The 14,189-nt window shown below is 66.6% G+C and carries 13 protein-coding genes; 9 read left to right on the top strand and 4 right to left on the bottom strand.

Annotation, left to right across the window (positions count from 1 at the left end):
• Window positions 1-39 precede the first annotated feature (39 nt).
• Window positions 40-2,502 (bottom strand): phosphoketolase family protein, encoded by a 2,463-nt coding sequence (locus tag ACQEVO_RS23790; protein WP_432917062.1) that lies wholly within the window; start codon window positions 2,500-2,502, stop codon window positions 40-42.
• A gap of 580 nt (window positions 2,503-3,082) precedes the next feature.
• Between ACQEVO_RS23790 and ACQEVO_RS23785 the strand changes: the two genes are divergently transcribed.
• The 6 genes from ACQEVO_RS23785 (at window position 3,083) to ACQEVO_RS23760 (ending at window position 9,504) form a co-directional block, all read left to right on the top strand.
• Window positions 3,083-3,664: an FKBP-type peptidyl-prolyl cis-trans isomerase gene (locus tag ACQEVO_RS23785; RefSeq protein ID WP_432917059.1), complete on the top strand. Its 582-nt coding sequence runs from the start codon at window positions 3,083-3,085 to the stop codon at window positions 3,662-3,664.
• Window positions 3,665-3,939: 275 nt separating this feature from the next.
• Window positions 3,940-5,325: a trigger factor gene (gene tig / locus ACQEVO_RS23780; protein ID WP_432917056.1), complete on the top strand. Its 1,386-nt coding sequence runs from the start codon at window positions 3,940-3,942 to the stop codon at window positions 5,323-5,325.
• A 596-nt stretch (window positions 5,326-5,921) separates the two neighbouring features.
• Window positions 5,922-6,509, top strand: a complete 588-nt coding sequence (locus tag ACQEVO_RS23775) for an ATP-dependent Clp protease proteolytic subunit (RefSeq protein ID WP_280401256.1) — start codon at window positions 5,922-5,924, stop codon at window positions 6,507-6,509.
• An 82-nt stretch (window positions 6,510-6,591) separates the two neighbouring features.
• Window positions 6,592-7,260: an ATP-dependent Clp protease proteolytic subunit gene (locus ACQEVO_RS23770; RefSeq protein ID WP_280420323.1), complete on the top strand. Its 669-nt coding sequence runs from the start codon at window positions 6,592-6,594 to the stop codon at window positions 7,258-7,260.
• A gap of 359 nt (window positions 7,261-7,619) precedes the next feature.
• Window positions 7,620-8,900: an ATP-dependent Clp protease ATP-binding subunit ClpX gene (gene clpX, locus ACQEVO_RS23765; protein WP_030523255.1), complete on the top strand. Its 1,281-nt coding sequence runs from the start codon at window positions 7,620-7,622 to the stop codon at window positions 8,898-8,900.
• Between the two features lie 145 nt (window positions 8,901-9,045).
• Window positions 9,046-9,504 (top strand): hypothetical protein, encoded by a 459-nt coding sequence (locus ACQEVO_RS23760; protein WP_432917051.1) that lies wholly within the window; start codon window positions 9,046-9,048, stop codon window positions 9,502-9,504.
• 157 nt (window positions 9,505-9,661) lie between these two features.
• Here ACQEVO_RS23760 and ACQEVO_RS23755 read toward each other — a convergent pair whose 3' ends face one another.
• Together ACQEVO_RS23755 and ACQEVO_RS23750 are read right to left on the bottom strand one after the other, a co-directional pair.
• Window positions 9,662-10,231 (bottom strand): carboxymuconolactone decarboxylase family protein, encoded by a 570-nt coding sequence (locus ACQEVO_RS23755; protein WP_432917048.1) that lies wholly within the window; start codon window positions 10,229-10,231, stop codon window positions 9,662-9,664.
• 210 nt (window positions 10,232-10,441) lie between these two features.
• Window positions 10,442-10,819: a nuclear transport factor 2 family protein gene (locus tag ACQEVO_RS23750; RefSeq protein ID WP_432917045.1), complete on the bottom strand. Its 378-nt coding sequence runs from the start codon at window positions 10,817-10,819 to the stop codon at window positions 10,442-10,444.
• 454 nt (window positions 10,820-11,273) lie between these two features.
• Between ACQEVO_RS23750 and mihF the strand changes: the two genes are divergently transcribed.
• Both mihF and ACQEVO_RS23740 read left to right on the top strand, forming a co-directional pair.
• Window positions 11,274-11,588, top strand: a complete 315-nt coding sequence (mihF, locus tag ACQEVO_RS23745) for an integration host factor, actinobacterial type (protein WP_280423069.1) — start codon at window positions 11,274-11,276, stop codon at window positions 11,586-11,588.
• 98 nt (window positions 11,589-11,686) lie between these two features.
• Window positions 11,687-12,124: a nuclear transport factor 2 family protein gene (locus ACQEVO_RS23740; protein ID WP_432917041.1), complete on the top strand. Its 438-nt coding sequence runs from the start codon at window positions 11,687-11,689 to the stop codon at window positions 12,122-12,124.
• A gap of 32 nt (window positions 12,125-12,156) precedes the next feature.
• Here the strand turns inward: ACQEVO_RS23740 and ACQEVO_RS23735 are convergent, their stop codons facing one another.
• Window positions 12,157-12,885, bottom strand: coding sequence for a TetR/AcrR family transcriptional regulator (locus tag ACQEVO_RS23735; RefSeq protein ID WP_432917038.1), 729 nt, complete (start codon window positions 12,883-12,885; stop codon window positions 12,157-12,159).
• Window positions 12,886-12,992: 107 nt separating this feature from the next.
• Here ACQEVO_RS23735 and ACQEVO_RS23730 point away from each other — a divergent pair, with 107 nt between their 5' ends.
• Window positions 12,993-14,165 carry an FAD-dependent monooxygenase gene (locus ACQEVO_RS23730; protein ID WP_432917035.1) on the top strand — a complete coding sequence of 391 codons (1,173 nt, stop codon included), beginning with the start codon at window positions 12,993-12,995 and terminating at the stop codon, window positions 14,163-14,165.
• The last annotated feature ends 24 nt before the right edge of the window (window positions 14,166-14,189 follow it).

Below are 14,189 nucleotides of genomic sequence, written 5' to 3'. Positions count from 1 at the left end.
GGCGCGACTGCATCACCCGGACCGCCGGCCCTCGATCGATCACCCGGGCCAGCGCCAGTTCGCCACCTCCGGAATATCCTCGCCGTGCTGCCGGGTCCAGGTGCGGGCCCGCAGGCGCGCGTCCACCATCTCCTGGCGCAGCCCGGCCGCTTGCTGGCGCAGCGCCGGGACCCGGTCGATCACATCCATCACCAGGTGATAGCGGTCGAGATCGTTGAGCATGACCATATCGAAGGGGGTCGTGGTGGTGCCGCGTTCCTTGTAGCCGCGCACATGCAGGCCGGCATGGTTGGTGCGGCGGTAGGTGAGCCGGTGGATGAGCCACGGGTAGCCGTGGAAGGCGAAGATCACCGGGGAATCCCGGGTGAACAAGGTGTCGAATTCGCTGTCCGGGAGCCCGTGCGGATGCTCCTCGGTCGGTAGCAGCCGCATCAGATCCACCACGTTGACCACCCGTACCCGCAGCCAGGGCAGTTTCTCCCGCAGGATCGCCGCCGCGGCCAGGGTTTCCAGGGTCGGTACGTCGCCGGCGCAGGCCAGCACCACATCCGGGGTGGTGGCCGGTTCGTCGCGATGACCCGCCCAATCCCAGATGCCGATACCTCGTGCGCAGTGCAGCGCGGCCTCGGTGCCCGACAGCCAGTCCGGCTGCGGTTGTTTACCGGCCACCACCACGTTCACGTAATGCCGCGAGCGCAGGCAGTGGTCGTACACCGAGAGCAGGGTGTTCGCGTCCGGCGGCAGGTAGACCCGCACGATCTCGGGTTTCTTGTTCAGCACCACATCGAGGAAGCCGGGGTCCTGGTGAGTGAAGCCGTTGTGGTCCTGCCGCCACACATGCGAGGACAGCAGATAGTTCAGGCTCGCCAGCGGCCGCCGCCACGGCACCGCGGCGCTGGCGTCCAGCCATTTGGCGTGCTGGTTGAACATCGCGTCGACGATATGGACGAACGCCTCGTAGCAGGTGAAGACGCCGTGCCGGCCGGTGAGCAGGTAACCCTCCAGCAGGCCCTGGCACATATGCTCCGACAGCACCTCGATCACTCGCCCCGCGCGGTCCAGTTTCTCGTCGTGGACGCCGACCTCGGCCTGCCAGTTGCGGCCGGTGACCGTGAGGATGTCCTGTAACCGGTTACTGGCCAGCTCGTCCGGTGCGAACGTCAGGAAATTGTCCGGGTTGCGTTCGGTGACCGCGCGCAGCCACCCGCCCAGCACTCGCGTCGCCTCATGGCTGGTACGCCCCGGTCCCGGAACGTCTACGGCGAAGTCGCGCCAATCCGGCAGCCGCAGATCACGGACCAGCGCACCACCGTTGGCCACCGGGCTCGCGCTCATCCGTTTCGCCCCGTCCGGCACCAGCCGCCGCAACTCCGAGACCGGTGCGCCGGCCTCGTCGAACAACTCCTCGGGCCGGTAGGAACGCAGCCACTGTTCGAGTACCGCGCGATGCCCGGCATCGTTGCGTGCCGCGGGCAGCGGTACCTGATGCGCACGGAATGTGCCCTCCACCGGTTCACCGTCGACCTGCGGGGGGCCGGTCCATCCTTTGGGCGTGCGCAGCACGATCATCGGCCAGTGTGGTCGCGAATTGTCGGTGCCGTCGCGGGCGGCGCGCTGGATCTGCGCGATCCGCTCCAGGCAGGTGTCCATGGCGGCGGCCATATCCTGATGGACCTGAGCGGGGTCGCGACCGGCGACGATCAACGGGTCGTAGCCGTTGCCCCGCAACAGTGATACCAGCTCCGATTCCGGGATCCGCGCCAGCAGAGTCGGATTGGCGATTTTGTACTCGTTCAGCGCGAGGATCGGCAGCACCGCGCCGTCGCGCGCCGCGTTCAGGAATTTGTTCGCATGCCAGCTGCCCGCCAGCGGCCCCGTTTCGGCCTCCCCGTCACCCACCACGCAGAAGACCGTCAGATGCGGGTTGTCCAGCGCGGCGCCGAACGCGTGCAACAGCGAATAACCCAGCTCGCCACCCTCGTGGAAGGAGCCGGGCGTCTCCGGCGCGCAATGGCTGGGCACCCCACCCGGAAAAGAGAACTGCGCGAACAACGCCCGCATCCCCTCGGCGTCGCGCGGAACATGGCTGTACAGCTCGGAATAGGTGCCCTCCAGCCAGGCGCACGCATTCGGACCCGGCCCGCCGTGCCCCGGCCCGGCCACGAACACCGCGTCCAGATCACGCGCCAGAATTGCCCGGTTGGCGTGCACCCAGACGAGATTCAGCCCCGGCACCGTCCCGAAATGCCCGAGCAGCCGCGGTTTGACGTGCTCGGGTGCCAAGGGTTCGCGGACGAGCGGATTGGCCATCAGATAGATCTGCCCGACCGACAGATAATTGGCGGCCCGCCACCACGCGTCCACCGTTTCCAGCTCGTCGGGATCGAGTGGCCCCTCGGTATCCGCGGACAGTACATAGGGGCGGGGTGCGATGGATTCGCCCCCGTCACCGCCCAGATTGTCGGCCGCGGTATCCCCGCCTGCACTCGCCAACTGCGTCATACGCGGAACCTCCTGGAGGTCGTGGTCGCGCCGGGCTATCCGCACGCCGGGTGCGGGCACCGTCAACGATAGCTGGCAGTGTGCCACCCGGTGTCCGGTTCGCGCGGTCCCGGCCGCGGTCGCGCTATCGATACTCTCCCTGCGCGGCATACCCGTGAATCCAGCCGATAACCGAATCAGCTCCGCCGCTCCCGGCCCGCCGCGAATCCGAATGTAACCACGGCCGCCCAAGCCCAGTGAGGCACTGGGAGCGCCCGTCACCCCGGAACCGAACGCAACCACGGCGCCGCCGAAGTGCGAGGCGCTTGGACGGTCGATAACCCCCCGAAATCAAACGCAACCACGACGGCGCCGAGCCTTACAAGGCCCCCAGAAGGCTCACGTAACCCCGAAATCGAAACGCGACCACGGCGGTGCCGAGTCTTACGAGGCCCTTGGAGGTTTTGGCCCGTCCCTGCTGTCAGTGCTCGATGCGATGCGGCGCAGCCGCGAGTGTCGAGTGCTGACAGCAGGGACCAAGGGGGGCCAAAACCACGTGCCGCCGGAGGCGGCACCAAAAAATACAGCTAGTGTGCGGCTCATGCAGAAATTCGGCAGGATCGTCGCCGTTGTGGCCGTGGGTGCGGTGGCGTTCGGGCTCAGCGCATGCGGTTCGGACGACAGTTCGGACAGCGCTGCGACCACTGCCTCCTCGGCGGCCGCGCCGCGGAGCGCTCCCGTGCAGGGCGCGCCGGCGCGGTCGAAGGGGCGCGAATGCACGGCCGAGGATATCGGGGTGACCGGTGGGTTCGGTGAAGTACCCGAGATCACCGTTCCCGACGACTGCGATCCGCCGAAGCAACTCGTGGTGAAGGATCTGGTGCCCGGCTCGGGTCGCGCGGCCGCCCCGGGCGATGACCTGACCATGAACTATTCCCTGGTCACCTGGTCGGACAAGCAGAAGCTGGATTCCTCGTTCGACCGCGGCGAGCCCTTAGAGCTGACCCTCGGCTCCGGCATGGTCATCCCCGGCTGGGAGCAGGGTCTGGAAGGTGTGCAGCAGGGTGGCCGGCGACTGCTGATCATCCCGCCGGACCTGGGCTACGGCGCGGGCCGCAACGGGGTGCGGCCCAATGAGACCCTGGTCTTCGTCACGGACGCGGTGGCGGTTCCGCAGGGCTGAGCCGCACCGGGGCGGTAGCGGCGCCGCCGCGATTTCCGGGCGCGGGAGCCCGTCAACCGCCTCCCGGCGTGCAGCCTGCCCGGCCCGGTCAACTACCCTGGTCGGGATGCGTACCCCGGGCGCGTGAAACCGCAGGTGCTCGCCGTTCGGAGACGGTACGCCGGCGGCGCGTACCCGCGCGCCGTCGCCAGACCACGCACCATCACCCGGCCCGCGGCACGGTCAACGTGGCGGGCCGGCGAGAAGACGAACCGACGAGAACAAGGAGCATGTCCGTGAAGAGCACCGTCGAGCAGCTGAGCCCGACCCGGGTCCGGATCAATGTCGAGGTGCCCTTCGAGGAGCTGAAGCCGGACTTCGATCGCGCCTACAAGGCCCTGGCCAAGCAGGTGCGCATTCCCGGCTTCCGTCCGGGCAAGGCTCCGGCCAAGCTGCTCGAGGCGCGCCTGGGTCGCGGCGCGGTGCTGGAGCAGGTCGTCAACGACGCGCTGCCGGGCCGCTACAGCGAGGCCGTCACCACCTCCGAGGTGAAGGTGATCGGTCAGCCGGAGATCGAGATCACCAAGATCGAGGACGGGCAGGAGCTGGCGTTCACCGCCGAGGTCGATGTCCGGCCGGAGATCACCCTGCCCGAGGACTACAGCAGCATCGCCGTCACCGTCGATGCCATCGAGATCACCGACGAGGACATCGACGAGCAGCTGCAGTCGCTGCGGCAGCGGTTCGGGACCCTGGTGGGTGTCGAACGTCCCGTGCAGGACGGCGATTTCGTCTCCATCGACCTGTCGGCCACGGTCGACGGCGAGGAGGTCCCGGAGGCGGCGACCACCGGGCTGTCGCACGAGGTCGGGTCCGGCCAGCTCATCGAGGGCCTGGACGAAACCCTGCAGGGTATGTCGGCCGGTGAGTCCAAGGAGTTCACGTCCACCCTGGTCGCCGGTGAGCACGCCGGTAAGGAAGCCGTGATCACGGTGACCGTCGGTTCGGTCAAGGAACGCGAACTGCCCGAGGCCGACGACGAATTCGCCCAGCTGGCCAGTGAATTCGACACCATCGACGAGCTGAAGGCCGATCTGCGCACCCGCGTCGAGCGCAACAAGAAGGTCCAGCAGGCCGGCGATATCCGCGACCAGGTGCTGGAGAAGCTGCTGGAAGCCGTCGAGGTGCCGCTGCCCGAGGCCGTGGTCAAGGCCGAGATCGACGCCGTCGAGCACGACGCCGTGCACGGTTTCGACCACGACGAGGAGAAGTTCGCCGCGGCACTGGAGGCCCAGGGCTCGAGCCGCGAGGAGTTCGACGCCGACACCAAGGAGGCCGCCGAGAAGTCGGTGAAGACCCAGCTGCTGCTGGACGCGGTCGCCGAAGCCGAGGGCACCCAGGTCGGCCAGGAGGAGCTCACCGAGCGAATCCTGTTCCAGGCCCAGCGCTACGGGATGGCGCCGGAACAGTTCATCCAGCAGGTCCAGCAGGCGGGCCAGCTCGGCGCGGTCTTCGCCGATGTCCGCCGCGGCAAGGCCCTGGCCGAGGTCGTCGGCAAGGTGACCGTCACCGATTCGGCCGGCAACACCGTCGACACCGAAGAAATGTTCGGCACCCCGAAGCCCGCCGACGACGAGGCTGCGGAGGAGACCACCGAGTCCACCGCGGACACGGAGGAGTAACCCATACAGCACCACGGATCGGAAGCCCTGGGACCAGAGGCGGTGTCGGCAATCCAGAGACAGCACGGGAACATCCCCCTGTCCCGGTACGCCCCCGCCCAGGCCCCAGGGCTTCCGGTCTCCCCGCTGGTGTCGGGTCTGCACTTCGGAACGTCGCTCGACAGTGCCTGCGAACCGCATGAGCACCCGAGCCGGACCGGTCCCATCCGATGCCACCCCGTTTCTCCGCATGCGATCAGTCCGGCCTCCGTGGTTCGGGGCCCGTCTCGTTCTGGAGCGACGGAGCGGGGGAGCGAAGCGGAGGAGCGGAGGAGTGAAGAACGAGACCGAGGGGGCCCCGAACCCGCGCGCGCCAGCGCGCCAAAAATACAGCGCAACGGCGAAGCGTGGACCTGGGTTCGCAATTCGCGAGCGAGGGCATGTGGCATCGAGAGACTCCGAACCCACGCCACCGAAGGCGCCTCCGTAGATATTGCGCTCTGAGCGAATCAGGCGGGGACCGGGACGTCGGTCACCCCCTGTTTCGTTACTGTTTGTGACAGCAACGAGCCGGCGAGAGAAGGCAGGTATCCGTGACAATCAACAAAGCCGAGGTCATGACAGCTCCGACCGCTGGGCTCAATCTCAGCGATTCCGTGTACGAGCGCCTGTTGCGTGAGCGCATCATCTTCCTCGGCACCCAGGTCGACGACGACATCGCGAACAAGATCTGCGCGCAGATCCTGCTGTTGTCGGCGGAGGATCCCACCAAGGATATTTCGCTCTACATCAATTCGCCCGGTGGCTCGGTGAATGCTGGTATGGCGATCTACGACACCATGCAGTACGCCGAATGCGATATCTCGACCACCGCGATGGGTCTGGCCGCTTCCATGGGGCAGTTCCTGCTGACCGCGGGCGCGCCGGGCAAGCGTTTCGCGCTGCCGCACACCCGGATCATGATGCATCAGCCGTCGGCCGGTATCGGCGGTTCGGCCGCGGATATCGCGATCATGGCCGAGCAGTTCGCGTACACCAAGCGTGAGCTCAACGAGTTGCAGGCGATGCACACCGGTAAGCCGGTGGAGCAGATCAATGCCGACGCCGACCGCGATCGCTGGTTCACGCCCGAGCAGGCACTGGAATACGGCTTCATCGACCGTGTGATCACCAATGCACGCCAGGCGGGCGGCACGGGCAACTAGAGCGGAGTTCGCGGAGCCGGTGATCGCCGGTGGCCGCGATCGGCGCTCTGCGGACAGCTCACTCATAGACTTGGAGACGAATATGGCCAATCCGAACGTTGCACGCGCCGGGCTCGGCGGTCTCGCCCCGGCGGGCGCGCAGTCGCGCTACATCCTGCCGTCGTTCATCGAGCATTCGAGTTTCGGCGTCAAGGAATCCAACCCGTACAACAAGCTGTTCGAGGAGCGCATCATCTTCCTCGGCGTGCAGGTCGACGATGCCTCGGCGAACGACATCATGGCGCAGCTGCTGGTACTGGAATCGCTGGATCCCGATCGTGACATCACGATGTACATCAACTCGCCGGGTGGTTCGTTCACCTCGCTGATGGCGATCTACGACACCATGCAGTACGTGCGTGCCGATGTCGCGACCGTCTGCCTCGGGCAGGCGGCGTCGGCGGCGGCGGTGCTGCTGGCCGCCGGTACCCCCGGTAAGCGGGCGTGCCTGCCGAACGCGCGGGTGCTGATCCACCAGCCGTCGGTCGAGGGCGGTATCCAGGGTCAGGTGTCGGATCTGGAGATCCAGGCCGCCGAGATCGAGCGGATGCGCCGGCTGATGGAGACCACGCTGGCCCGCCATACCGGCAAGGACGCGGACACCATCCGCAAGGACACCGACCGCGACAAGATCCTGACGGCCGAGGAGGCCAAGGAGTACGGGATCATCGATACGGTGTTCGACTACCGGAAGCTCAGCGCTCAGAAGTGAGTGCGGCCGGGGCCCGGCGCACCGCGGTGATCGCGGGACGCCGGGTCGGCCGGGAAGCGGGTCCCGGCCGTGCGGATACGGGCCGAGCGGGCGACACGCCCCGTGTGGCCCGGCGCCGGAAATCGTGCGCCGACGCCGTATCCGGGTGAATCCCCGCACAACCGCGACGAGAAACCTGCCCGAGTTGTCGACCTCGATCGCACACACCGGGTACGGTCAAACCCAGGGACCTGTGTTCCCGGTTGACAGCACCGCCCCTTCGATCCGGGTGATATTGCCGGATTCGCTCCACCGCGGGCGCGGCCGGCTGACAGCTGGACGGATGGTTGCACGCGAACAAGGAAGTAGGGACCCACACGATGGCGCGCATCGGCGACGGCGGCGATCTGCTCAAATGCTCGTTCTGCGGGAAGAGCCAGAAGCAGGTCAAGAAGCTCATTGCGGGACCAGGGGTGTACATCTGCGACGAGTGCATCGATCTGTGTAACGAGATCATCGAGGAAGAACTCGCCGAATCGAGTGAGGTCAAACTCGACGAACTCCCGAAACCCGCGGAGATCCGGGATTTCCTGGAGAACTATGTGATCGGCCAGGACACGGCCAAACGAACTCTCGCGGTGGCGGTGTACAACCACTACAAGCGGATCCAGGCCGGCGACAAGGGCCGTGACGCCCGCGGGGAGAGCGTCGAACTGGCGAAATCCAATATCCTGATGCTCGGCCCCACCGGCTGCGGTAAGACCTACCTGGCGCAGACACTGGCGAAAATGCTGAACGTGCCGTTCGCGATCGCCGATGCCACCGCGCTCACCGAGGCCGGCTATGTGGGTGAGGATGTCGAGAACATTCTGCTCAAACTCATCCAGGCCGCCGATTACGACGTCAAACGCGCGGAAACCGGGATCATCTATATCGACGAGGTCGACAAGATCGCGCGCAAGAGCGAGAACCCGTCGATCACCCGGGATGTTTCCGGTGAGGGTGTGCAGCAGGCGCTGCTGAAGATTCTGGAGGGTACGCAGGCCAGTGTGCCGCCGCAGGGCGGGCGCAAGCATCCGCACCAGGAATTCATCCAGATCGATACGACCAATGTGCTGTTCATCGTGGCGGGCGCGTTCGCCGGTCTGGAGAAGATCATCTCCGATCGCACCGGCCACCGCGGCATCGGTTTCGGTGCCGAGGTGCGGTCGAAGGCCGAAATCGACACCACCGATCATTTCGCCGAGGTGATGCCGGAGGATCTGATCAAATTCGGTCTCATCCCCGAATTCATCGGCCGGTTGCCGGTGGTCGCGTCGGTGACGAACCTGGACAAGGATTCGCTGGTGAAAATCCTGTCCGAACCGAAGAACGCGCTGGTCAAGCAGTACATCCGGTTGTTCGAGATGGACGGGGTGGATCTCGAGTTCACCCGCGACGCACTCGAGGCCGTGGCGGATCAGGCCATTCTGCGGGGCACCGGGGCGCGCGGTCTGCGCGCCATCATGGAAGAGGTGCTGCAGCAGGTGATGTTCGATATCCCCAGCCGCGACGATGTGGCCAAGGTGGTCGTGGACGCGGATACCGTCAACGACAATGTGCTGCCCACCATCGTGCCGCGTAAGCGGGAGCGCCCGGAGCGCCGCGACAAGTCGGCCTGAGGCAGCAGTACGCCGGGCGGGCCGGTGACAATGCCGGCCTGCGACCGGGACGCAACCGTTCCGACACCGGATCCGGGCCTACCGGCCGCCGCCGCGCGGTATCGTCGCCTGACTACTCGACATTCCGGCGATGTAGGAGCGGGTCATGGTGACACAGCTGCTTATCGGGGGAATCCGGCGCGAACGATCAGACGACCCGAAGGCGCCCGCACGGTTCGGCCGGGCGGGCGCCTTTCTCTGTGTGGTCGCGGCGGCATTGACGGCCACCGTGCTCGGCGCGCCGCCGGCCGCCGCCACCGTGGTGCAGGTCAGTGTGATGCCGGATCTGAACGCCGGGATCCGCACCAACTACGGCACCGGCTGCACCTACACCGTGCGGGCACGGCTCAGCGAGGCGGTGACCCCGGTGACCTTCTACGACAACGGGGTCCCGTTCGCCACGGTCCCACCGGCCGGGGGCGGTATCGCGCTGGTCCAGTGGGTGCCCGCCTACGAAGGTGACCACACCTTGCAGGCGGCCCAGCCCGGCGGTGATCTCGCGCCCTATGTGCAGGTGTTCGTCGGCCGCGGCGCGCATATCGGGTATGCGTGCTGGGTGGTCTGACCCGCCGTCATGCGGTGTTGATGGGGCATGGGCGAGGGCCCTGCGTGGTGACGCTTCGCTACCGCCTCCGGGCCTGACTCGCTCATGCGGTGCTGATGGGGCATGAGCGAGGGCCCTGCGTGGTGACGCTTCGCTACCGCCTCCGGGCCTGACTCGCTCATGCCCAGGGCACCCGGCACGAATCGGTGCTGAAGCCCTGTGCGGTGATGCCCAGGGCGTGGTTGTTGCGTGCCCGGGAGTTCTCCAGGGCGATCTGGTAGGTCAGTTCGATGACGCCCGCCCGGCCGAACCGGTTCTCCAGGTCGGTGACCTGTTCGTCGGTGACGGTCATCGGGGTCGCGGTCATCGCGTCCGCGTAGGCGATGGCCGCCCGCTCGTCGTCGGTGTAGTGCGGGGACGTCTCGTACTCGTCGATGTGCTGGAGCCGGTCGATATCCAGGCCGTCCAGTCGCTGCAGCATGGTGCCGAAATCGACGCACCAGGAGCAGCCGACGGTCCAGGCTGTCCGGTACACGGCGATCTCCCGGATATTGGCGGGAAGCTTCTTCGACACCCGCTCCGCCAGGAGTTCGTGAATTCCGCCGGCGACCAGGATGCCGGTGTGGTGCCCGCTCACCGCGAACGGTTCGGGGACCTCGCCGACCTTGCGCCGCGCGAACCAGTACATGACCTTGGTCAGCAGCCCGGCATCCTTCGGGGCGAGCGCGGGAATACGGGAAGTGCTCATCGGATCTCCTCGGTCCTGGTGTGGTTGCTCTACTACCTGGACGAGATAGGGTTCCGCGGCGTGACGCCCGGGGTGCCCACGATATCGGCCCAGCGCGCGGGATCCTGATGGCCAGGATACCGGGCACATGATGGGGGCAGGGCCGGTCGTGGGCGACCCCGGGGTCCGGCGATGCGACGGCTCAGCGCAGTAGAGTCGCCGCATCGCGGCTCATTCGGGCTCGACGACCATATCGTCGGCGCTCCAATAGGCGCGCATGCGGGTGATCCGGCCCTCGGCGTCGAATTCCATGACATCGATCGGGCTCAGCGTCATCCGCTGACCGCCGGCCTTGGTGACGAGCGTGAATACGAAGGCGGCATGGTTGCCGGCGATGCGCACGGTTTCCGGCGCGAGGGAGGTCTCCCGTTCGAGGCTCGCGATGACGTTGTAGAACTCGCGGATGGCCTCGTGCCCTTGCTTCGGCTCGGTGCCGATGGGGTCCTCGATCACGGCATCGGGTGCATAGAGAGCGACGATACCTTCGGTCGGTCCGGCGCCGACCAGTTTCACGTACTGCTCGACTACGTCGCGGATCTCCCGTGCCATCACCACTCCTACGAATTGAAACGTGTTCTAGGTTCGGGAGCGTAGCAGCTGTGCGCGGATCCGGCGTAGGAATCGTGCATCGGTTCAATCGGGCCGAATACGGCCCGGCGCGGAGTTGTGGGGAAGAAGTACCTGATCACAGCGCATACCGTGCACAGCGGGCGGGTATCTGCGTTGATCCCTCGGTTCTCCGTTGAATCGCCGCCGTACAGGGGATGCGTCTGCCTGTATTTTCGCTGCGCAGACGGCAAATGTTACGTGTTCCAGCACGTCCAACCGGATATTCCCGGTCAACCGTCCGAATCGGATCCGGGCGCGACCCGCGGAGCCGAATCAGAAATCATTGCTATGACTGCAGGTCTGGCCGGTGTGTCGGCGGTTCGGTGTCGGTATTGTGATGTTGAATCGACCCGATCAACCAGATGTTCGAGCGACGAGTGAAAGCGGAGGAGATATGGCACTGCCAACGATGACCGCGGAACAACGCACGGAGGCTCTGGCCAAAGCGGCGGCGGTGCGCAAGGCGCGCTCCGAACTGATCGGTCAGGTGAAGGACGGCAAGGTTTCGGTCGCCGAGTTGCTGCGCAAGGCCGATAGCGACGAACTGGTCAAGAAGACCAAAGTTGTCGCCGTGATCAAGGCGCTGCCGGGTGTCGGCCCGGTGAAGGCCGCCAAACTGATGGACCAGGCGGATATCCCGGAGGATCGCCGGATCGGCGGCCTGGGTGCCCGCCAGCGTGCGGCGCTGCTGGAGGCGCTGGCCAACTGAGGAGGGGAGCGTCCGGTCGCGGACGCTCCGAACTCCGGCCGTGGCCGAGCCGGTCGCCACCGATTGCGACCGGCAGGCCCGGCGGGCGAGAGGGTGCTATGTCCATTCGCGGCGAAGTCGAAGCATTTCTCGATGAATACCAGTCCACGCTGAGTGCCTACGACGCCGAACGGACGGCTGCGTTATGGGGGACGCCGGGCACCATTGTCAGCGGCGAATTCGTGGGGGCGCTGCATTCGCGGGAAGAAATGGCGCAGGGCCTGACACAGGCGCACCCCGTCTATCAGTCGCTGGGACTTTCCCGGGTGGATCACACGCTGCTGGAGTACGCCGAGCTGACCCCTGTCCTGGCTCGGGTGCGGGTGCGCTGGCATTTCTACGACGGCGACGATGCCCTGCTCACCGACAGCGACTACGAATATCTGTTGCGCCGCGACGACGACGGCTGGCGCACGTATGTCGCCGTCGCCATCGACGAGGCCGAGAAATTGGCCCGGCTGGCGGCGGACCGGGGGATTCGGCTGCCCGGAATGTGAGCGCGGCGGCCGCGCGAAACGTGGGGGCGCCGTCACCGGCGGGTGCGCTGAGCCATCAGGGCCGCCACGCCGTCGAGGATGCGTTCGATTCCGAATTCGAGGGCGGCATCGCGCTGGTGTGACCATTCGGCCGGCTGCTGCGCTTCCGGGCGATCCGACAGTGCCTCGAGCAACCGTGGAAAACGGTCACCGGCCAGTTCCAGCGCGGCGGCCATCGCGCCGGTGAATTCTTCCTCGGTGACGCCGGGGCCGATCAATTGTTGTGCGAGGCTGCGCACATGCCCGTTCAGCACGGCCAGGGTGTCCAGCCGTTCCGGGCCGGTCAATGCGATATCCGCCATGGCGTCGAGGGCGGCCTCGGTCCAGCCGAGTTCGTTGGGGCCCACAGGCCGGGCGCCGGCGAGTAGTTCCATCACCCACGGGTGGCGCCGGTATCTCGCGAAACTCGCGTAGGCCCAGGAGCGCAGGCCACTTCGCCAGGGTTGCGGGCCCGAGGTGTCCAGTTCCGGTAGGCCGGCCATGGCCGCCTCCGTCATCAGTGCGGTGAGTTCGGCCTTACCCGGTACATGCCGGTACAGCGACATCTTGGTGTAGCCCAGCTGGTCGGCCAGCTTCTGCATGGACACCGCGGCCAGGCCTTCGGTATCGGCCAGTTCGACCGCGGCGGCGACGATCGCGGCCCGGGTCAGGGTGGGTTTCGGCCCCCGCGTGGGGCGTCGATCGGTTCCCCAGAGCAGTTCCAGGACGGTGGGCGTGGCCATGGAGATGCCTCTCGAAAATCGGTTGACGTGAAACTGTGTCTACCATACGCTGTCGGCGTCCGCTGGAAACAGTTTCCTGCGGACGCATATGATGGATGGAGTTCATCGTGAAGAACCGCAGCGTTCTCATCTCCGGCGCGAGCATCGCCGGTCCCGCGCTCGCCTACTGGCTCGACCGCTACGGATTCGAGGTCACGGTGGTCGAGCGTGCCCCGGCTCTGCGCCCGGGCGGCCAGGCCGTCGATTTCAAAGGTGGCGTCCAACGCACACTGCTCGAGCGAATGGGCATCTTCGACGAGATCCAGCGACGCAGCACCGGAGCCACCGATACGGTTTTTGTCGACGCGGAGGGGCGCGAGCGAGCGCGGATGTCGGGTGATTTCACCGGCGGGGAGGTGGAGATCCTGCGGGGCGATCTGGCCGCGATCCTGCACGGTCTCACCGCCGAGCGCTGCAACTACGTGTTCGGTGATTCGATCAGTGCGCTACGCGAAACCGGCAGTGGTGTCGACGTCGAATTCGAACACGGCCCTGCCCGTCGTTTCGATCTCGTGTTCGGGGCGGACGGGATCCATTCCCGGGTGCGCCGCCTGGTCTTCGGCCCGGAAGCAGAGTTCGTCGAGCATCGGGGTTACTACTACGCCATCGCCGGAGACGTCCCCGGCGGCGGCGATGGCGACGGCCCGCGCCGCCGCGTGGCCTACGCGCACAGCGCCCCCGGCCTGCTCGCGGTGCGGGGTGGCCCGAAGGCCCAGCAGATGTACATGTTCGCCGCCGGGAAACTGGAGTTCGCCGGCGAAGCCGACCAGCGCCGGGTGCTCACCGAACGGTTCGCCGGAATGGGCTGGCAGGTGCCGGACATGCTCGCGGAACTGCCGGATCACCCTGATTTCTACCTGGACGCGATCGCCCGGGTGCGGATGCCCCGATTCGTCTCGGGACGGGTGGCGCTGGTCGGGGACAGCGCCTACGGCAACACACTCGCCGGATTCGGGACCGGTTCGGCGCTGGTCGGCGGTTATGTCCTGGCCGGTGAACTCGCCGTAGCCGGAGGTGAGTACGGCACCGCTTTCGCTCGATACGAGGAGATCCTGCGCGACTACGTGAAGATCGGGGGCAACAGCAACGTAGGCCGCTTCCTGGCGCCGAAGACCCGCTACGGATTACGGCTCCGCGACTGGTTCCTGGGATCGCGACTGTTCGACCTCATGGACAAGTACGCCACCGACGCCACCGACGATATCGACCTCGCCGACTATCCGGCCCTCGCGCCGCGCTGATCCGCGACAGAGTGGCCGGGACGC

This window comes from Nocardia sp. CA-290969 (assembly GCF_050936135.1).
Classification (GTDB): domain Bacteria; phylum Actinomycetota; class Actinomycetes; order Mycobacteriales; family Mycobacteriaceae; genus Nocardia.
This window is presented reverse-complemented; position numbering and strand designations above follow the sequence as displayed.